The organism is Vicinamibacterales bacterium (assembly GCA_036012125.1).
In the GTDB taxonomy this organism is placed as follows: Bacteria; Acidobacteriota; Vicinamibacteria; order Vicinamibacterales; family UBA823; genus UBA11600.
This window is the reverse complement of record DASCOS010000013.1, coordinates 1-17,678: the sequence shown is the minus strand read 5'-3', so window position 1 is coordinate 17,678 and position 17,678 is coordinate 1. Positions and strand designations below refer to the sequence as shown.

General features: G+C 54.5%; 17 protein-coding genes and 2 tRNA genes. 11 read left to right on the top strand and 8 right to left on the bottom strand.

Annotated features, from left to right (window positions below; translation table 11 throughout):
• The first annotated feature begins 64 nt into the window (after positions 1 to 64).
• Entirely contained in the window at positions 65 to 1,282 is a 1,218-nt protein-coding gene (locus tag QGH09_05270) for a cysteine desulfurase family protein (protein HJO17590.1), read from the top strand.
• The gene (gene mnmA / locus QGH09_05265) at positions 1,282 to 2,343 is read left to right on the top strand and encodes a tRNA 2-thiouridine(34) synthase MnmA (protein ID HJO17589.1); all 1,062 of its coding nucleotides are present in this window, start codon (positions 1,282 to 1,284) and stop codon (positions 2,341 to 2,343) included. Before QGH09_05270 ends, mnmA begins: the two co-directional genes overlap by 1 nt.
• A gap of 11 nt (positions 2,344 to 2,354) precedes the next feature.
• Here the strand turns inward: mnmA and trxB are convergent, their stop codons facing one another.
• The 3 genes from trxB to QGH09_05250 all read right to left on the bottom strand — a co-directional run bounded on the left by trxB (position 2,355) and on the right by QGH09_05250 (position 4,805).
• A complete protein-coding gene (trxB, locus tag QGH09_05260) occupies positions 2,355 to 3,326 on the bottom strand; it encodes a thioredoxin-disulfide reductase (GenBank protein ID HJO17588.1) in 972 nt (323 codons plus the stop codon).
• A gap of 62 nt (positions 3,327 to 3,388) precedes the next feature.
• Positions 3,389 to 3,739 (bottom strand): thioredoxin, encoded by a 351-nt coding sequence (trxA, locus tag QGH09_05255; protein ID HJO17587.1) that lies wholly within the window; start codon positions 3,737 to 3,739, stop codon positions 3,389 to 3,391.
• Positions 3,740 to 3,938: 199 nt separating this feature from the next.
• Complete coding sequence (locus QGH09_05250; GenBank protein ID HJO17586.1) at positions 3,939 to 4,805, bottom strand: serine hydrolase; 867 nt, start codon at positions 4,803 to 4,805, stop codon at positions 3,939 to 3,941.
• A 216-nt stretch (positions 4,806 to 5,021) separates the two neighbouring features.
• On the opposite strand from QGH09_05250, the gene QGH09_05245 reads away from it, so the two are divergent.
• Positions 5,022 to 5,912 carry a site-specific DNA-methyltransferase gene (locus tag QGH09_05245; GenBank protein HJO17585.1) on the top strand — a complete coding sequence of 297 codons (891 nt, stop codon included), beginning with the start codon at positions 5,022 to 5,024 and terminating at the stop codon, positions 5,910 to 5,912.
• Between the two features lie 8 nt (positions 5,913 to 5,920).
• On the opposite strand, the gene QGH09_05240 is transcribed toward QGH09_05245, so the two are convergent.
• Genes QGH09_05240 through QGH09_05230 form a run of 3 tightly spaced genes read right to left on the bottom strand, consistent with a single transcriptional unit; the run spans position 5,921 to position 8,641 of the window.
• Positions 5,921 to 7,252: a VWA domain-containing protein gene (locus QGH09_05240; GenBank protein ID HJO17584.1), complete on the bottom strand. Its 1,332-nt coding sequence runs from the start codon at positions 7,250 to 7,252 to the stop codon at positions 5,921 to 5,923.
• A 56-nt stretch (positions 7,253 to 7,308) separates the two neighbouring features.
• The gene (locus tag QGH09_05235) at positions 7,309 to 7,899 is read right to left on the bottom strand and encodes a hypothetical protein (GenBank protein ID HJO17583.1); all 591 of its coding nucleotides are present in this window, start codon (positions 7,897 to 7,899) and stop codon (positions 7,309 to 7,311) included.
• 55 nt (positions 7,900 to 7,954) lie between these two features.
• The gene (locus QGH09_05230; GenBank protein HJO17582.1) at positions 7,955 to 8,641 is read right to left on the bottom strand and encodes a hypothetical protein; all 687 of its coding nucleotides are present in this window, start codon (positions 8,639 to 8,641) and stop codon (positions 7,955 to 7,957) included.
• A gap of 154 nt (positions 8,642 to 8,795) precedes the next feature.
• Between QGH09_05230 and hemG the strand changes: the two genes are divergently transcribed.
• Together hemG and QGH09_05220 are read left to right on the top strand one after the other, a co-directional pair.
• Positions 8,796 to 9,530: a protoporphyrinogen oxidase gene (hemG, locus tag QGH09_05225; GenBank protein HJO17581.1), complete on the top strand. Its 735-nt coding sequence runs from the start codon at positions 8,796 to 8,798 to the stop codon at positions 9,528 to 9,530.
• Between the two features lie 607 nt (positions 9,531 to 10,137).
• Positions 10,138 to 10,212, top strand: a tRNA-Lys gene (locus QGH09_05220).
• Between the two features lie 26 nt (positions 10,213 to 10,238).
• Here the strand turns inward: QGH09_05220 and QGH09_05215 are convergent.
• Complete coding sequence (locus tag QGH09_05215; protein ID HJO17580.1) at positions 10,239 to 12,872, bottom strand: TonB-dependent receptor; 2,634 nt, start codon at positions 12,870 to 12,872, stop codon at positions 10,239 to 10,241.
• Between the two features lie 142 nt (positions 12,873 to 13,014).
• On the opposite strand from QGH09_05215, the gene QGH09_05210 reads away from it, so the two are divergent.
• The 5 genes from QGH09_05210 to QGH09_05190 all read left to right on the top strand — a co-directional run bounded on the left by QGH09_05210 (position 13,015) and on the right by QGH09_05190 (position 17,138).
• Entirely contained in the window at positions 13,015 to 13,767 is a 753-nt protein-coding gene (locus tag QGH09_05210; GenBank protein ID HJO17579.1) for a protein-L-isoaspartate(D-aspartate) O-methyltransferase, read from the top strand.
• Between the two features lie 61 nt (positions 13,768 to 13,828).
• Positions 13,829 to 14,107: a hypothetical protein gene (locus QGH09_05205; GenBank protein ID HJO17578.1), complete on the top strand. Its 279-nt coding sequence runs from the start codon at positions 13,829 to 13,831 to the stop codon at positions 14,105 to 14,107.
• A 57-nt stretch (positions 14,108 to 14,164) separates the two neighbouring features.
• Complete coding sequence (locus QGH09_05200) at positions 14,165 to 15,451, top strand: alpha-hydroxy acid oxidase (GenBank protein ID HJO17577.1); 1,287 nt, start codon at positions 14,165 to 14,167, stop codon at positions 15,449 to 15,451.
• A gap of 9 nt (positions 15,452 to 15,460) precedes the next feature.
• Complete coding sequence (locus QGH09_05195) at positions 15,461 to 15,670, top strand: hypothetical protein (GenBank protein HJO17576.1); 210 nt, start codon at positions 15,461 to 15,463, stop codon at positions 15,668 to 15,670.
• Position 15,671: 1 nt separating this feature from the next.
• Positions 15,672 to 17,138, top strand: a complete 1,467-nt coding sequence (locus QGH09_05190; protein HJO17575.1) for a sodium:solute symporter family protein — start codon at positions 15,672 to 15,674, stop codon at positions 17,136 to 17,138.
• 42 nt (positions 17,139 to 17,180) lie between these two features.
• Here QGH09_05190 and QGH09_05185 read toward each other — a convergent pair whose 3' ends face one another.
• Entirely contained in the window at positions 17,181 to 17,324 is a 144-nt protein-coding gene (locus QGH09_05185; GenBank protein HJO17574.1) for a hypothetical protein, read from the bottom strand.
• Positions 17,325 to 17,337: 13 nt separating this feature from the next.
• Between QGH09_05185 and QGH09_05180 the strand changes: the two genes are divergently transcribed.
• A tRNA-Glu gene (locus tag QGH09_05180) sits at positions 17,338 to 17,413 on the top strand.
• Positions 17,414 to 17,678: the final 265 nt, after the last annotated feature.

The following is a 17,678-nucleotide window of genomic DNA, read 5'->3' as shown; positions in this document are numbered from 1 at the left end:
TCTGCACCACACGAGTTAGGTCCTCGCGGCAATCAACAGACGAATGACCACAGGATGACCACCAATGCGGATCTACCTCGACCACAACGCTACCACCCCTCTTGACCCTGCCGTCGTCGAAGCTATTTCTGCCACTCTTCGGGTCGAGTTTGGAAACCCATCTAGCGTCCACCACTTTGGCCAACGTGCTAAGCAGTTGGTCGACAAAGCTCGAGCAACTGTTGCGGCTCTCATCAAGGCCGAACCCTCAGAGATTGTCTTTACTAGCGGAGGTACCGAGGCCGACAACCTTGCAATTCGTGGCGTAGCAGACGCGGTGAGGTCAACAGGCCGTAGACATTTGATCACCAGCGCAATCGAACACGAAGCAGTGTTGAACACAATTAAAGCGCTTGGTCGCCAAGGCTGGCAAACCACTCTTCTTCCGGTCGACACCAATGGGATGGTGTCTGCCGTAGACCTTACAAAGGCAATTGATGGCAATACCGCACTCGTCTCGGTGATGCATGCGAATAATGAAATCGGTACAATTCAGCCAATCACTGAACTGGCTGAAATCGCTCACAAGCATGGCGCGCTGTTTCACACTGATGCCATCCAATCAATTGGCAAGATCCCTGTTAACGTGAAGACACTCGGACCGGACTTACTATCGCTGTCGGCGCACAAATATAATGGCCCCAAAGGCGTTGGAGCCCTTTGGCTAAAAAGGGGCATCCGATTGTCCACTGTTCAAACGGGAGGACGACACGAACGGAATCGACGGGCTGGCACCGAAAATGTCCCAGGTTTGGTTGGATTAGGTGTCGCTTCAGCACTAGCACAGGGGAAGCTTGCCGAGTCCAAACATGAGTTCTCCGCGCTACGGGATCTTCTTGAGGAAGGCATTCTGCAAAAAATATCGGACACCGCAATCAATGGTCAGCAAGATCAACGAGTTCCTAACACCTCAAATATCAGTTTTGCTGGAGTCGAAGCCGAGTCTCTTCTCATTGCGCTCGATCTCGAAGGGGTGGCTGTGTCTACTGGCTCCGCCTGTTCCTCAGGCACACTTGAACCGTCACATGTACTTCGGGCAATGGGACTCCCTTCAAATCGGGTGCAGAGTTCTATTAGATTTAGTCTAGGAACGGGCAATACCCAATCCGACGTGGATCACCTGGTAAACATATTACCTGCCATCGTCGGCCGCCTACGAGCCCTGTCCAGTAGTAGTCTCCGCATGGATAGAAATAGGCGTCCCACTGAAAGTGATTCGAGCGCATCAAGAGGGAATCGCTAATGCGAATCGTCGTTGCTATGTCGGGTGGCGTCGATTCCTCGGTTGCTGCAGCTCTTTTGAACGATGCCGGACACGATGTAGTTGGATTGTCGATGCAACTATACGACCAGAGCAAGAATGAACACTTCGGAAGCTGTTGCACGCTTGACGACCTCCACGATGCTCGGAGGACCGCTGCCACCCTCGAGATCCCTCACTACATCGTCAATTACCAGAGTTCATTTAGTAAACACGTAGTCCGGAATTTCGTCAGTGAGTATGCGGCAGGGCGGACCCCGATCCCTTGTGTTCACTGTAACGGTGAGCTCAAATTCTCCCATCTGCTTGACCGAGCAACCGCTCTCAATACTGCAGCTGTCGCCACGGGGCATTATGCCCAAGTCGATCGCGATGCTTACACCGGCCTCTATCGACTGCGACGGGGCGTCGACCGAGGAAAGGACCAGTCTTACTTTCTGTTCTCACTAAACCAGGCCCAACTGGCACGGGCTGCCTTTCCAGTCGGGTCGCTCAACAAGGCACAGGTCCGTTCGTATGCTCGTGATTGGAATTTACCCGTAGCCGATAAACCCGACAGCCAAGAGCTGTGCTTCATTGCGAACGGCGACCACGCGAACTTCGTCGAGAGCCATGCAACTACACCATTGCCTAAGGGAAATATTCTTGACGAGTCAGGTCGAATCCTTGGTCAGCATGACGGCGTTCACCATTTCACTGTCGGGCAGCGCAAGGGACTTAGAATCGCCTCAAGTAGCCGACTATATGTAACCTCTATTGACGCAATATCTCGTAGTGTGACCGTAGGTAATCGGAAGGACTTAGAGGAGTCCACCCTGACAGCCTCCGCAGTAAATTGGATTGGCGGAGCACCCCCCAAGACACCCCTTCAGGTAACCGCACAGATTCGACACCGACATGCTGAAGCAGCAGCGGTGGTCCATGCACAGGAGGGTGGGCGTGCTGTCGTCCGCTTCGACAACCCTCAACTCTCAGTCACCCCCGGACAGGCGGTCGTATTCTATGATGCGGACGAGGTGCTCGGCGGTGGTTGGATAGATTAACGCCTTAAAGCCTATCCTGCGGACCCTATTTCAGAACCTTTTTCAACTGCAGCCTGCGGTAGTCCTTCAAGATACCTTTCGGCATCGATCGCCGCCATGCAACCAGACCCAGCTGCGGTCACTGCTTGCCGATAGACCGAGTCCTGTACGTCCCCGCAGGCAAACACGCCAGCCTGCGAGGTTCTGGCTCCGGCGGTTGTCAAGATGTAGCCGTGATTATCAAGCTCGAGCTGCCCCGTCAGAAGTTCGGTATTTGGAGTGTGACCAATGGCTACAAACACTCCGTCGACAGAGAGTTCTTTGGCCACTGTCGTTTCGGTATTCCTAACCACGATACCAGTCACCACACCTTTATCGGGGTCCCTTATATCCTCAACTACGCTATTCCACTTAAAAGTAATTCGTGGATGGGCCAGAGCCTTATCTTGCATGATCTTTGATGCTCGCAAAACGTCACGTCTGTGCACAACGGTCACCTGAGAGGCAAACTTCGTTAGAAACAGCGCCTCCTCCATCGCTGAGTCACCACCGCCGACTACCGCAATCCGTTTCTCTTTAAAGAAATAGCCGTCGCAGGTTGCACAAGTAGACACTCCATGCCCCATCAAAACCTGTTCGGAAGGCAGGCCTAACAATCGAGCAGACGCTCCAGTCGAAATTATGAGAGCTCGTGTCTCATACCGCGCGTCGGAAGTTTCGATGATGTAAGGGGTGTCTCTTAAATCAAAACGCTGGACCTGACCATTAACGATCCTTGCTCCGAACCGTTCGGCCTGCGCTCTCAAAGTGTCTATGAGCTCAGGGCCCATGATGCCATCGCGATAGCCAGGCCAATTTTCAACCATAGTGGTTAACATCAGCTGCCCACCAGCCGGGACACCTTCAATCAGTAGCGGGCTGAGATTAGCTCGGGCCGAATAGAGAGCCGCTGTCAACCCAGCCGGACCCGAGCCTACTATGACAACCTCTTCCGATTGCTTCATGTTAGCCACGCTGGCTCTCACACGACCAATACAAAACGCTGAAATAAAGTCTCACAAAACCCTTATCTACTACCGGCAACAGTCTGCAGATGCTTGTCAAGCATTTGCTTCAGTTGTGCACCCTCTGCGACCCCAACGACCGTATCCACCACCTCGCCATCCTTAAACAGTAGTAGTGTAGGAATACCGCGAATACTGAATCGGCCAGCAACCTCAGGATTCTCGTCGACATTCAGCTTACCAACCGTGACGCGGCCGTCATAGTCTGTTGCCAATGAATCCACCGTTGGACCCAACTGCCGACACGGACCGCACCATTCAGCCCAGAAATCAACCAGAACCGGAGTTCCTGCCTGGATTACTGATGTCTCAAAATTATCCTTGGTGAACGTCTGAACTTTATCGGATGCCATAATTGTCCTCACTATTACTCGAACCAATAGCGCCCTCTAGTCAAGACTACAGTGGTGCCCATCCTCTCACCGGCCTCTAGACGGGCAAAGGCGAAAGCCCATCGCTACACTTTGACATATTTCCAAACCGAAGTATCTCAGGAATGGAGCTACCGTATTTCAGAATGCCCCATTGGGCACTTAAATGGTTGACTACTTCCTACTCAGCGGGCCGCCTAGTGTCTAACCAGCCCAACAGCCGACGAGCCTCTAAAAACCGTGCTGCATCACTACGGGCACCAAGCAACACCATAGCCACCATCTCACCCTGCGGTAACTCCAGCAGCACGGCCAGACAGTACCCGGACTTCCGAATGAATCCAGTTTTACCGCCCAATACGTTGATTTCATGCCTCAGTAGCTTGTTCGTATTCCGGACCCTTACCTGCCGGCGGTTGGTCCTAATTCGATGCTCACCCATCCGCATAATCCCCGAAATCTGTTCGTTACCAGCGGCATAAACAATCAACCGTGATAAATCGTAAGCCGAGGACAGATTCCCGCTATCCAAGCCAGAAGGATCAGTAAACACGGTGCTATGCAGACCCAGCGCCGTCGCTTTCTGATTCATTCGTCCGACAAAGCCATCGGTGCCCCAAGCCGACACTCGGGCTAGCGCCCTTGCAGCACCATTATCAGATGCAATCAACACTAGGTGAAGCAGGTCATTCACAGTCAGCTGCTCATTGCGCCGAAGATACGTCGTCGATGCTCTCTGGACGTCTGTTCTCGCCACTCTGATCATTTGCGAAAGGTTATGCTCGGCCTCCAAAAATACAACGGCCGTCATAACCTTCGTAATGCTGGCTATTGGCCGCTGAACTTCTGAGTTCTCCTCCCAAAGCACCTCACCACGAATCGGGTTGTAAATAACCGCTGCGGCCGCACGCACATCGGGAACCGTCTCACCATTTTCGTTCTGTTTCGTGCGTGGCTCTACGGCGCCAGCCTGCTCCGCCTCTTCCACCCTGACCCCATTTCGGACGCTGGCAGCGTCGGTGGACAGCACTCCGAATATAATTGCCATCACACTCAAGAGGACAATATGTAGGAGCTTATAAAGGCTCCGGATGCTAATTAATTTGCCCACACGATTCACCTGATTTGGTTTTCACTGTTAGCAGGCCAAAAACGATTGGGATTGTAGCAAATTCCGCAGACAGCGCAACAACAATGTCTGCCACGCCCCTGACTTGATTGGACCTTGACACTTTTGTCATTCTACTAAAAGGTGATCGGTTACATGCCTCGACCTCGCCTCAATCCAAAACCCTATGCACGGCTACGGTCTTCAGGCAGGACTTTCCGGTTCCATCATACTGACGCCCTTGAATTCCTAAGGGGACTCCCTAAAGCCTCAGTAGACGTTATCGTGACCTCGCCACCCTATAATCTCGGTGTTTCATACCGCTCTTATCGCGACGCACTGCCGACTAAAGAGTACCTGGAGTGGACAGATCAGTGGATTGCTGCGGCAACGCGCACCCTAACTCTTCGCGGCTCGCTCTTCTTAAATGTTGGAGCTACGCCCACTCGTCCATGGACGGCGCTTGACGTAGCCCAAACTGCCAGAGAACACCTCAAACTGCAAAATATCATTCACTGGGTTAAGTCAATCGCAATCGACCGCGGCGGTGGCGCTAGAGCAACACTCGATAGGGACCTCGCCGTCGGCCACTATAAACCGATCAATAGCGACCGGTTTGTCAATGATTGCCACGAGTTCGTCTTTCACCTGACCCCTGAGGGACGAACCCCGCTCGACCGCCAGGCAATCGGCGTACCCTACCAAGACCAGTCCAACATTTCACGGTGGCAGGCCGGGAGCGATGGCGTCCGATGCCGCGGGAACACCTGGTTTGTTCCGTATACAACCATACAGAATAGAAAGCGTGAACGGCCCCACCCAGCCACGTTTCCTCCGAAATTGCCTGAGTGGTGCATCCGACTGCACGGTCTCGAACGAACCGGCCTGGTCATCGACCCCTTCGTCGGCCTAGGAAGCACAGCGATCGCTTGTGCTGAGCTTGGTGTAAATTTCGTGGGCGTAGAAATGGACCAGAGCTATCTTGATGACGCGATAGCGCGCACTCGCGAAACACTTAGAGCTCAGCGAAGGCGAAAACAGAAGTGAACCAAGTCTCAGCGGGTGGGAGCGACTTGAGGATCCTCGGGCTCGGCTAATTCGTATGCCGTTCGGGACCATACATCGACATCGTCACGAGTTACCGAAATTTCAAGCCGCCGCCGCCATTGGTTCGGGTCAGAATTATTAGAGTAATACCCAACGACGTAATAGTCACTCGTTTCAGCGTCAATTCGGCGAATGGCTCCATCAAAATCATTGTTATTCACCATGGCAAAACCACCGGTGGCTTCCGCCAAGGTGCGAAGGGTATTTTGAGATTTTTGAACGTAGTCCCACCACTGCACCGGATCGAGCTGACCTTCCATTTCGCCTATGTCAACCCCCGCAATCAGTCCTCGAGGGTCAATTGTGTAAAACGTGGCGTTAGCACGATTCGCGGCCCGGGTAAGCCGGTGTATTTGGTTCGACATATCCAGGTCGGCAAACATATAGTTTGTCTGTTCCATGAACGGATTCGTGCGCACCCGACGGGCCTCATCAGTATCTTCAAAATCCATCTGATCGAGCCGGAATCGCCCACCTCCAAAGGTGCGAGATTCATGAAACCGCATTTCCTCAAATGGATTCAGGTCGTAGCCCGCACTCACGTAAACGATCGCCTTTCGACGATGCTGGATTTGCTCAAGCACGCGGATAATCGACAGGGCCGTTTGAACAGCCACATTCGCCCGATAGAGCAACTCGCTTGGACCGCGACTGCCCTGCGGCCCACGAATAATATCCGTGGGCGTCATCCCATTGCCCATGATCCGTCCGATTGCTGAATCGAGTAACCCACGATCATACGTAAGGTCGATCGCAATCGACGAAGAACCACTGGACACAATGGAAAATAAGTCCCCTTCGTGTACTAAATTTTCTGCAATTCGCTTGAATAAATCACGGATGCGAGGTGTGCTTGATGCCTCCATATGCAGGTCATCGACAAATAACATCAACACCCGGCCAGCCGTATCATTACGGGGCCGTGCTGTGGGAAGAATGATCCCCTCCGCAACAGGTGCAGGTGCGGGAAGTTGTAAATTAAACGCACGGCCCCCTTGAATTAGGACTAGCGAAGCAACCTCCTGCATAACGCCATCCTCGTAAATAGCAAATTCATCTCTCGTTAAGTCTGAAACAAACTGACCACTGGAATCACGGACGATCACATCATTAGTGATAAGAGTGACATCAGCCCGGAAAGTTGGTTGGTCTCCAGGTGGGAAGAGAGTCGGCACCTGCTGGGCGGTAAGGGGCACACCAGACCCCACCACTAATGCAAAACACGTCCCATACAGTGCGAAACGGCCTGCCATCACCGAAGAAACCCGCATTGATTTCATGACCACATTATAACAGTAGGCAATCTCTCATTCCTGGATTATCACCCCTGCCGCACTCACCCATCAGAGTCAGTTCCTGTCGTCGGAGGACCATCGACCTGGTCAATCGGTTTTTCCGATTCCGACTCCCGCTGGGACAACCCACTGTCATTTGCCTCCACCTGAACCTTTTCATCTACCGCCGCTTGTGACTCTAGGACCACGTCTGGTGAAGACAGCTCCGTGGACTCGGCCCTCCCCTCCGGCGAGTTGTCAGACTCCCTTCCCTCTTGGTGAGAATCCATCCCGCCGACCCGGGACTCGAGTGAATTTTCCTTCTGGCACACCCCACCCGACTGTCGTCCACCACCTACGGAGTCTCTCTTCGGAGCCTTGTCCTGACGCCGTCTGCTTGTCAACTTTTTCATCTCCAGAGGAGGCGGACGTTGACTAAGGAGCTTCGGCCAGTCAAACGCCAAATCGGGATACAACTCCTCAATCGTCCGTATCGTGTCATCGTCGATCGCAAGCCGACCTACCCGGACATTAGGAGGAGACCGGAACCAGTAAAGCACCAGGGAGTGAGGTTTTCCTCCCTTACGGAAAGTGTGCACTAAATACGTGCTTAGGTTCCCACGACGATCACGGTCATACCGAAGAAACGGCATTTACTTTGGCCAGAGCTACGCCGGACTCTGCACTATAACCAATCCGTCGGCAGGACTAACGTTTGACCGAGGCCTTGCGGACCCTTGACCGAGCCAGCTTCGTGGTCTTTCTTGCCGTCTTCTTGGCTGCCGCCTTACGCGGCTTGGATGATTTCGTTGTCTTCTTAGCCGCGGCTGCCTTCGTCTTCTTCGACCTTCCAGCCTTCAGCCCAGCAACCGCTTTGCGACCAACCTTCACACTCTTCTTTTTCGAAGTCTTATTACTTCTCTTCGCTTTGGAACCAGACCTTTTCGATGCCTTTTTTGTGGCCCGGCTTCGGTCCCGATGCGCGAGTGTAAGGCGAACCTGTGCACCGATAGTATGGTAATTCCAAATCTCCTCTACGAAGATTCCTTTCGCGTCACACAAGCGTCGAACTGCATCAAGAGCTCCCAAGGGAACGTAGAGGTGAAAGGGCGCCTTAACCCTTGCAAACGTCGCCCACTGTGACATCGCTTCGAGGTGATTGATCGAGGCGTTTGTTTCCACTTCGACCACACCAAGCAACTGACGCGTACCATCGCGGGAGTTCAGGACCAAGTCGGGGAACAACAACCGACGACCGAAGCGAAGCGGGGACGGAGGCTCTCCGCTGAGATTGACACCCACCTCGTAACGACGCCGCCAGCGGTTTTGCAGCAGCCGGATGACGCGATCGTGCTCAAACTGCTCACGAACGGGACGAACCAGTATCGGACTCACTAGCCCTCTCAGGCTAGCATGGATTGAGACATCGAACCAGAACGCAGTGCGATAATACTGTGAATGATCGCTTTCTGCGTGCGTGCCGACTCAAATCGGTAGATGCAACAGTGGACTTAATAGAAGAAGGAGGCCCGCCCCTATAGCGGATGGGATGTTCCGGTCACTACCCGGGGGACTTGGAGAAATGACCGAGGATCTGGTATCCGTGCTACCACCTGAGCGCCTTTCACCTAGCACCAGAGTTATATCTATCGATGACAATGGTCCGTTTGTCGTCCGAATAACGGGTGATATCACAGTAGCGTCAGCGGTAATCCTTGCAATACCGGCGTCGGACGCCGCCGGTCTGCTCGAAACCCGACACCCCAAGCTCGCCGAACACTGCTTGAACATTCCGCACAACTCGACCGCAACCGTAGCACTGACCTATCCACGGTCAGCCATCGAGCACGCTTTACTCGGCAGTGGATTCGTTGTACCCCGAGTTGAGACAGGATTATCAATTATCGCCGCTACTTGGGTATCTTCGAAGGGGCCTGGGCGGGCTCCGGCAGGACAAGTACTTATCAGGGTCTTCCTTGGCGGAGCCCGAGACCCCAACATTCTCAACCGTAATCCTAATGACGAAGATATTGCTCAATTGGCTCATAGGAACCTCGCTCGAATCCTCAAGATCGAGTGCGACCCTCAGTTCTCTCGTGTCTACCGTTGGAGAAACCGGAGCCCGCAATACGAGGTGGGTCACCTTGAGCGGCTCGCTTCCATTGACCACGAGCTTCAGCACACACCAGGCCTCCTTATCACCGGAACCAGCTTCCGAGGGAACGGCATCCCCAATTGCATAGCGGACGGCCGAGCGACAGCGGCAGCTAGAGCGGTTCAATGAGCCAGAAACAAAAGCGCTGAAAACCGGACAAACGACCAATTGGCTTAAGCAAAACGACAGGCGGGAAAGCTCGAATAACGACGTTAAGCGGACCTTGAAGCGCTAGCCTTAGCCTTCTTGGCAGCCTTCACAGACTTCGACTTTACCGAACTCCTCGGAGACCGTGCAGTCTTGGTCTTGGATGATTTAACTGCAGTCTTCCGCCTCCTTCTCCCAGCACGACTTGGCGCCGGTTCCTTTGAGTGTTCGAAAGTGGCAAGACTCGTGAGGAACTTCTTCACACCGTGCTCGTCGAAATCGATTCGAATATACACGTCTTCAACGGCTATGACTGACCCCAAACCGTAGGTAGGCTCAGAGAGCCTCGCACCAACAGTAAACCCCCTAGCCACGGTCTCCTTCGCTTTCTGAAGTCATGCCCAATGCAACACAAACATCGATCCAACGACGTAAGTTGCACTGTATCATGCATTTATTAGGACAGTCAACACGCTGACGCTGCTCTAATCGGCCACCTATCGATACCTGGAGCAGACAATACACTTCGAAGTTGGCTAACACAGAAGGTCTAAACTCGCGTGGTACAATCGACCTGTTGAGGTTCTTCGGGCCGCTAGCTCAGTGGTAGAGCACGTGGCTTTTAACCACGGTGTCGATGGTTCGATCCCATCGCGGCCCACCATCGTCCCGAGGCAATCATCGGTCGGCCTAGAAGTTAAACTGCATTCCCGCAATCAGCGTTCGTGGGGGGGCAGGCCCCACGAACCTTGGGTCACTGGCCCCCGGGACTTCCTTCAGCGCAATGTCAGCTTCAGCAAGCACTCCGAACGTCTCATATTGCCTATTTAGAAGATTGTCCATGCGAACAAACAGTTCCACCGGCCGACCAAGACGATATGAAGTATAGAAATTCAATATGCCATACCCGTTCAACGCCCGTTGGTCATTGCCTTCGTCCCCCACGAAGATGCGGTTCGACTCAATAATCGCCTCAAGAGATACATACCAGGATTCCGACCATTCCTGCTGCACCCCTGCCTTAAAGCTGTGTCGCGGAATCCCGGGAAGTCGGTCACCCGGGGTCACATGGACCTCACCGGTCTCGGTTGCGGCGTCGTTAACCTCCTGGTTACCAGGCAGCGCAAGAACCGATTCGAATGAGGCGTCCACAAAACCATAACTCCCATACCATCCGAGGTCAGCCACCTCTCCGCTGAAGTCGATGTCGAATCCTAACCGCTTTGTATCGCCAGCATTTTGAAAAAAGCCAGTGCCAATTCGCCTGGGCGATGCGACAAAGAGAATGTCGTCGGCAATACGTGTTCGATAGGTCGCAACCGACCATTCAAAAGCTCGATTCCTTACGCCTAAACGTCCCCGAAGCCCGCCTTCGAATGACCGGCCGATAGCCTGCCTGAGTGGGGGGTCAGACACGAAGGCGTTAGGAATCCGGCATGGTTCAGCTGGGTCGGCACAGCTCAGCTCCGCTGCCACAGGAGCGCGGCTAGACTCCGCATACTGCCCAAACACCGCCACGGCATCACTCACCTGATAGACACCACCAATCCCGGGATTAAAACGTCGAAAAACGTGCGTCCCATTGAGTGAGGTGCCAAGTTGATCAGCGATATCCACCTGGGTCCAGTTGTATCGTCCAGAGACAGTCAGGTGAGCGCGATCAATAGCCGAAAATGTGTCGGAAAAATAGAGTCCGAGAGTTTGATTTGCCGTCGTGAGTTCTGTATTGAACCGGTCATCTGGGGCGCGCCCAGCTATTCCAGCGAGCATGCCTGAGCCGACCACGCTCCTTTCGGAGGTCATAGTGCCGACCTCACTGTTAGAGCCAAACCTTACGTCTGCCAGGTCAATGGATGCTCCAAAAATAAGAAAGTTGTCGTGCGACCCGAGAGCGGCCCTAGAGGTTGTTTGCACCGTCCCTCCATAGCTATCAGCAGAGGTGCTTGTCCGGTTCAACGCGCCATCACCCAACGCTTCACTCTGCGTTATTAACGCTCCGGTTAACACATCGACAACAAGACTTTCGCCGTCGAGTCCGCCATCGAGGTGGCTGCTGGCACAGAGCGCGTTCGTCGGAAATCCGTCAGGCAGTGATGAGCTGTCGCACAGTGCCAGCTCAAATTCATCCGCATTCAGAGTGTGCCTGACCATGTCGCGATAATAACCAGTTGCGTCCAACGACCAAGTCGGCGAGAGCGCTACAGACAAGCGACCTTGCGTAAACGCCAGCTCGTTCCTCGTAGTATCAGGAAAGGTATAAACCGCTGACCGGTCGACGTTGAGCAACTCGACCGGTGCGGCCCCATTACCGTTTAACTTAGTCTTCGCATGGGTATAACTGAGACCTGCATCCAAGATACCCTCGCGATACCCAACGTCAACTACCGCTTGGGTGACATCTGACTGTGAAGCCCTTCGCCACCCGGATTCCTTGAATCGCGACGTCCCGGCATAGAGTGCAAAAGAGTTCAGCCTCGTTCCAAACTCAGCCGTCCCGTTAAGTTGGTCGTGGGAACCAAGTGATAATTTCCCGCGGAAACCATTTTGGTCAAAACCATTCTTGAGACGCAGCGCGAGCGCACCACCGAGCGCGTTCAGCCCATATGTTGGGGATGCACCAGCGCTGAGTTGAATCTGGTCAATCGCAAACTGCGGAATTAGGTCAAACTGCACCGTGTCACCAAACGATTCATTGATTCTTACGCCATTCTGATAAACCACAATGCCCTGTGGAAGTCCCAACAGTGGAGACGCGGTGAAACCTCGAAACCGTAATGTCGGCTGGAAGGGATTCGTCGTTGCCCCCTCTAGGCTGACCGAACCCAAACGTTGATTAAGGGTGTTGGCCGTTGACGATACCGCGGTCGCGGCAAGTGCGTCAGGGTTGACCACTGACACAGTCGACGCAACTCGGTCCCGCGGAATGCCTCCTCCGAGCATCGGCGTCACCCCAACCACGTCGATTCGGTCATTAAACGATGAGAGTGCAAGCACGACATCAAGAACATGTCGCCTTCGTTCAGTTAGCTTCACGGCGTTGAACTGCTGCGTGTCAAAACCGTCTAACTCAAACGTCACGCTGTAGGTATCCGGGACCAGGGTGGGAATCAGGTAGCTCCCATCCACCTCGCTGACCACTACAACAGGTGTCAAGGATATGGTCGAGGTAACGGTAATTGTCACACCGCCAACTGCACCGCCTTGCTCATCGGTAATGGACCCAGTGAGAAGTACAGTTTGAGCATGCGCTCCATACGTCATTAAGAGTATTAACCCGACCGCCAAGAACAGCGAGCGGAACAACGGAGAGACGCGTTCCCACATTTTGCGCTCTATCTAGGGAGAGAAACGAAGACCCTCACCTGACCGTCTAATCAACGGTTAAAACATGCGGTGAGTAGGCCTGGATACCGACACCCCTTTCCTTCCCGGTTAGAATACCTGTCAAAGTCCAGGAACTGTAATCATGGCCAAGATATCCTGTGGCACCAGCACACTCCTTATCACGCTTATCCTGTTTGGTGGGTGTAGCGTAGGGCGAACTGACCGAACCACCGCCTCTCCCCACCAAGCAGAGCAGACATCGAACTGGGCAGTCCAGCGTCGGGAGATGGTCGAAAGCCAACTTCGCGCACGCGACATTTTTTCTCCCACCGTTCTAACAGCCATGGCGCGTGTACCTCGTCATCTCTTCGTTCCATTAACAGAACGCGCACTGTCCTACAATGACCACCCGCTGCCCATCGGATACCAGCAAACGATCTCACAGCCATATATCGTCGCTTACATGACCCAGCTACTCAACCTCCCAGAGGAGGCTAAAGTTCTTGAAATAGGTACTGGGTCTGGGTATCAGGCAGCGGTTTTGGCTGAAGTCGCCAATGAAGTCTATACCATTGAAATTCTACCAGAGCTTGCGGAACGGGCGGTTAGCACCTTCGCGCAGTTGGGAATCGGAGGGGTGCAGGTAAGAGTTGGAGATGGTTACCTAGGCTGGCCTGAACAGGCACCATTTGACGGCATCATCGTCACCGCAGCTCCTGACCACGTGCCTCAGCCGCTCATCGAACAGTTAGCCGTGGGAGGAAGACTCGTTCTTCCTGTCGGGCGCGGTTTTCAGATAATGACCGTCCTGACGAAAACCGAAGGTGGAATTACCACCAGCGAAACGATTCCCGTCCGGTTTGTGCCCATGACCGGCCGTGCCACAGCACGGTAACTCCATCTAGGATAGTATCGAGGAGATTCAAGACGGAAACAGGTGATAGGAGGTCGATGTCATGAGACTAGATGTAAAAACCACTGCCATCACATTCGGCTTAATTTGGGGCATGGGGGCCGTATTATTGACGGGCCTCGCAAATCTCATCTGGCCTGGCTACGGTCAAGCGTTTCTGGACGTCGTCTCGTCAATTTATCCTGGCTATCAGGCCACGGCGAGCCTCGGGCAGGTAGTTGCCGGCGCCCTTTATGGAAGCTTGGACGGATTGATCGCGGGGGCCGTATTCGCCTGGCTCTATAACTTTGTTGGCGCCCGCGTGCAATCGAATTCAAGTTAGTCAGCAGCCTGTCGCGTGCACTTTCTTCGACGCAGACTTGCCATTAGAAGAACGCCGATGCCGCATGCTGATGTCACCGCGAGCCGGCGCCTGTTTCTGCAATATCTCGCCGGAAGCCCCGCGCTGGCGGCGGGTATGCTCGGAACCGGGCTTGTCCGGGACCTGACGGCCGCTTGCCTCAGTGTTGATTCAACTGCGAATCATACGGCGCAGCAGCTCGAACAATCTAGCACCCTTATCGCCTCAGAAAATGATGCTCTGAATGTCTTCGACTTTCGGTCGGTCGCTGAGCACGTCCTCCCACCCGCGCACTACGCCTACCTAGCAACTAGCGTGGACGATGACCGAATGCTTGAGGTCAACCGAGAGGGATTCTTGCGCTTTCAGCTTCGAATGCGTCGCCTCGTGGATATCCGCCAACTTGATACGTCTGTCCGTCTATTTGGACACCGATGGGATACACCTATCGTCATTCAGCCAACGGGAAGTAACGGCGCCTTCCATCCTGATGCTGAACTCGCTGTCGCACGGGCAGCAAGGGTGAAAGGCCATCTCCAGATGCTATCTACGGTCGCTTCAACACCTGTTGAAGAAGTGGTCGCTGCGCGTGGCGGACCGGTCTGGTTTCAGCTCTACGCCGCTGAGAACTGGACAGCCACGCAAGCGATGGTCAAACGTGCTGAGGACGCCGGGTGTTCGGCTCTCGTGCTGACAGTCGACCTACAAGGGGACAGTAATCGCGAAACGGTTGCACGGGGTATCCGGCGTGATGACCGCAACTGCACCCTGTGCCACGACCCGAATCGTCCCCGGGCCATGCATACACATCTGGATGCCAGCTTGTTTCGGATCACTGGGACCCCTCCGCGAACCGGACCACCACGACCGCGCGGTATGACCTGGGAATATGTGACCCGTCTCAAGAACGCAACCACCATGCCGGTGTTGGTCAAGGGCATTGTGACCGGTGAGGATGCTTCACTCTGCGAGGCCTACGGAGCCGACGGCCTCGTCGTTTCCAACCACGGAGCCCGAGCCGAAGCGAGCGGTCGGTCAACAATCGAGTGCCTTCCAGAAGTCGCCGAAGCCGTCGGCGGCCGGTTGCCGATCATCATCGACAGCGGCTTTCGACGGGGCACCGATATTTTCAAGGCACTTGCGCTCGGCGCTACGGCAGTTGGAATCGGACGACCGTATCTCTGGGGACTCGCGAGCTTCGGTCAGGCGGGCGTCGAAACCGTGCTTGAACTCCTGCGACGGGAACTCGAGATGGTGATGCGTCAAGCGGGCACTACATCTCTTGACCAGATTTCCCCCGCTCATATCGTTGACCGCTCACTCTAGAGCCATCGCGTGCAAAATCCTGGCCTCCGGCTCCTCGCTCTGTTCTTCGCTGCGATGTTTATCGCCACGATGTGGCCGGTATACCCGCTCGTAAGCCGGATTCGTCCGCTCGTCTTCGGACTACCCTTTTCGTTGGTCTATCTCCTCGGCCTCACGATCATCTCGTTTGTGGTGCTCCTCGTCTTCGACCTCCGGGCACCCCGAGACAACGGACCGTAGCATGGCAGCCTGGGTGACGGTGCTCCTCGTTACGGTCGGCTATCTGGCCTTGTCGCTTGCGGTTGGCCTGTTCTCGGGGCGTAAAACGTCGACCGGAACAGAGGGATACGTCGCCGGCGACCGGCAACTCGGGTTTTTTGTGCTCTACTTTGTGCTTGGCGCCTCCATCTTCAGTGCATTTTCATTTCTTGGGGGGCCAGGCTGGGCTTATTCTCGAGGTGGCGCTGCGTTCTACATCATTTCCTATACCAGCCTCGGCCTCGTGCCGATGTATTTCTTTGGACCGCGAGTCGCCCAACTGGGGCGTCGCTTTGGTTACGTTACTCAGGCACAGCTGTTCGCGCACCGGTATCACTCCCGTTACATTTCGATGATATTGGCTGCGATCAGCCTCACCGCGTTCGTGCCATACCTGACGCTGCAGATGCAAGGCGCCGGATATGTCTTCTCCGTCGTCACCGAAGGGCGAATGCCGGTCTGGGCGGGTGCCGCGATCACCTACGGCGTGGTCTTGCTCTATGTCTTCCGAAGCGGCGTCATGGGCGTCGCGTGGACCAACACCTTTCAGGGCATTCTCATGATGAGCCTGGCCTGGGGACTCGGGCTGTACCTGCCGTATACGCTCCACGGTGGTATCGGGCCAATGTTTGCCCGACTCATCGAGACCTCGCCTGCGATGCTGACAGCACCGGGCCTTGATGCCGCGGGAGCGCCCTGGACGTGGGGCGGCTATTCCAGTGCGATTGCCATTTCCGTGTTCGGGTTCAGCGTCTGGCCACACTATTTCATGAAGATCTATACGGCTAACAGCATGGCAACGCTACGCAAGACCGTCGTTTTTTATCCTACGTTTGCATTTTTTCTCCTGCCAATTCTCCTCATCGGCTTCTCGGGCATCCTCATCTTTCCTGACGTCACACCGGTCGATACGATTCTGCCAACGATTGTGACTTCACTCGACTTACCAGCAGTGATCGTAGGCTTGTTCTGCGCAGGCGCTCTCGCGGCCTCAATGTCAAGTGGGGACGCGATCGTCCACGCTGCCGGTGCTGTGGCCATTAAGGATGGGTATCGGGTTCTCGTACCGCAGATGATGCACGACGGCGATGACACCCGATTGATCCGTTGGGCCGTGGTTATCATTGGCGCTGTCTCGTACTACGTCGCTATTTATTCCAACATCTCATTGGTGCTGCTCCTTCTTCTCTCCTATGGCTTCATTGCCCAAATCTTTCCCGCCCTCATCGCCAGTCTTTACTGGCGACGGTCGACGCCACCTGGAGTGATCGCGGGTCTTGTCGCAGGCTGCCTCACAACGGTCGTCTGGAACCTCATGCCGGTCCTCCAGTGGCAACAGATTCATCCCGGTATCTGGGGTCTCGCAGCCAATACCAGCATCCTGCTCGCCGTGTCCCTCGCGACGCGACCTATGGACCCCACCCACGTCGCCGATTTCATTCCGGTGTAACCGTAAGTGCTACCATTAAGGGCCTGGTTCTTGATGGTCCTCTCACTGATGGAGCACACTGATGAGGAGCCCTTGGAATGATGCCAACTTGCCGCGCTGTTCAAACTCAACATAGTGAAACACCTCCATGCTAAGCTTAGAGATCGCAGTTCCGTTCGACGGCAGTGCAATGTGTCTGACTGCCATCGCATACGCCAAAGTCCCCATCGTCCAGAGGCCTAGGACGCAGCCCTTTCAAGGCTGTAACACGGGTTCGAATCCCGTTGGGGACGCCAATTTATGTGGAACGATTCCTGACAGTAGTCCGGTGAGGGTTCCGATTCCGCTAAACTCATAGTAGGCAGGGGTTTCGTCGATGTGTGGCGTCAGCAGTAGACGCCCATCGATGAGTTTTCGGAGTATTTGCTGTCCTTGAGTTGCCTGTCGCCTGAGTAGCCCTCGCCAGTCCCGAATCCGTTGTTCTAGATCCTCTCGAACACCGGGCTTCGACCTCCACATCGCAAATTCTCGATTCGCTAGCCCTTCCATCGTTGCAGCAAA

What these genes read in the sequence shown, in the direction of transcription:
- QGH09_05270 (HJO17590.1), top strand. Translation starts at nt 65, where the DNA reads ATGCGGATCTACCTCGACCACAACGCTACCACCCCTCTTGACCCTGCC.
- mnmA (HJO17589.1), top strand. Translation starts at nt 1,282, where the DNA reads ATGCGAATCGTCGTTGCTATGTCGGGTGGCGTCGATTCCTCGGTTGCT.
- trxB (HJO17588.1), bottom strand. Translation starts at nt 3,326, where the DNA reads ATGAAGCAATCGGAAGAGGTTGTCATAGTAGGCTCGGGTCCGGCTGGG.
- trxA (HJO17587.1), bottom strand. Translation starts at nt 3,739, where the DNA reads ATGGCATCCGATAAAGTTCAGACGTTCACCAAGGATAATTTTGAGACA.
- QGH09_05250 (HJO17586.1), bottom strand. Translation starts at nt 4,805, where the DNA reads ATGGCAATTATATTCGGAGTGCTGTCCACCGACGCTGCCAGCGTCCGA.
- QGH09_05245 (HJO17585.1), top strand. Translation starts at nt 5,022, where the DNA reads ATGCCTCGACCTCGCCTCAATCCAAAACCCTATGCACGGCTACGGTCT.
- QGH09_05240 (HJO17584.1), bottom strand. Translation starts at nt 7,252, where the DNA reads ATGAAATCAATGCGGGTTTCTTCGGTGATGGCAGGCCGTTTCGCACTG.
- QGH09_05235 (HJO17583.1), bottom strand. Translation starts at nt 7,899, where the DNA reads ATGCCGTTTCTTCGGTATGACCGTGATCGTCGTGGGAACCTAAGCACG.
- hemG (HJO17581.1), top strand. Translation starts at nt 8,796, where the DNA reads ATGTTCCGGTCACTACCCGGGGGACTTGGAGAAATGACCGAGGATCTG.
- QGH09_05215 (HJO17580.1), bottom strand. Translation starts at nt 12,872, where the DNA reads ATGTGGGAACGCGTCTCTCCGTTGTTCCGCTCGCTGTTCTTGGCGGTC.
- QGH09_05210 (HJO17579.1), top strand. Translation starts at nt 13,015, where the DNA reads ATGGCCAAGATATCCTGTGGCACCAGCACACTCCTTATCACGCTTATC.
- QGH09_05205 (HJO17578.1), top strand. Translation starts at nt 13,829, where the DNA reads ATGAGACTAGATGTAAAAACCACTGCCATCACATTCGGCTTAATTTGG.
- QGH09_05200 (HJO17577.1), top strand. Translation starts at nt 14,165, where the DNA reads ATGCCGCATGCTGATGTCACCGCGAGCCGGCGCCTGTTTCTGCAATAT.
- QGH09_05190 (HJO17575.1), top strand. Translation starts at nt 15,672, where the DNA reads ATGGCAGCCTGGGTGACGGTGCTCCTCGTTACGGTCGGCTATCTGGCC.
- QGH09_05185 (HJO17574.1), bottom strand. Translation starts at nt 17,324, where the DNA reads ATGGCAGTCAGACACATTGCACTGCCGTCGAACGGAACTGCGATCTCT.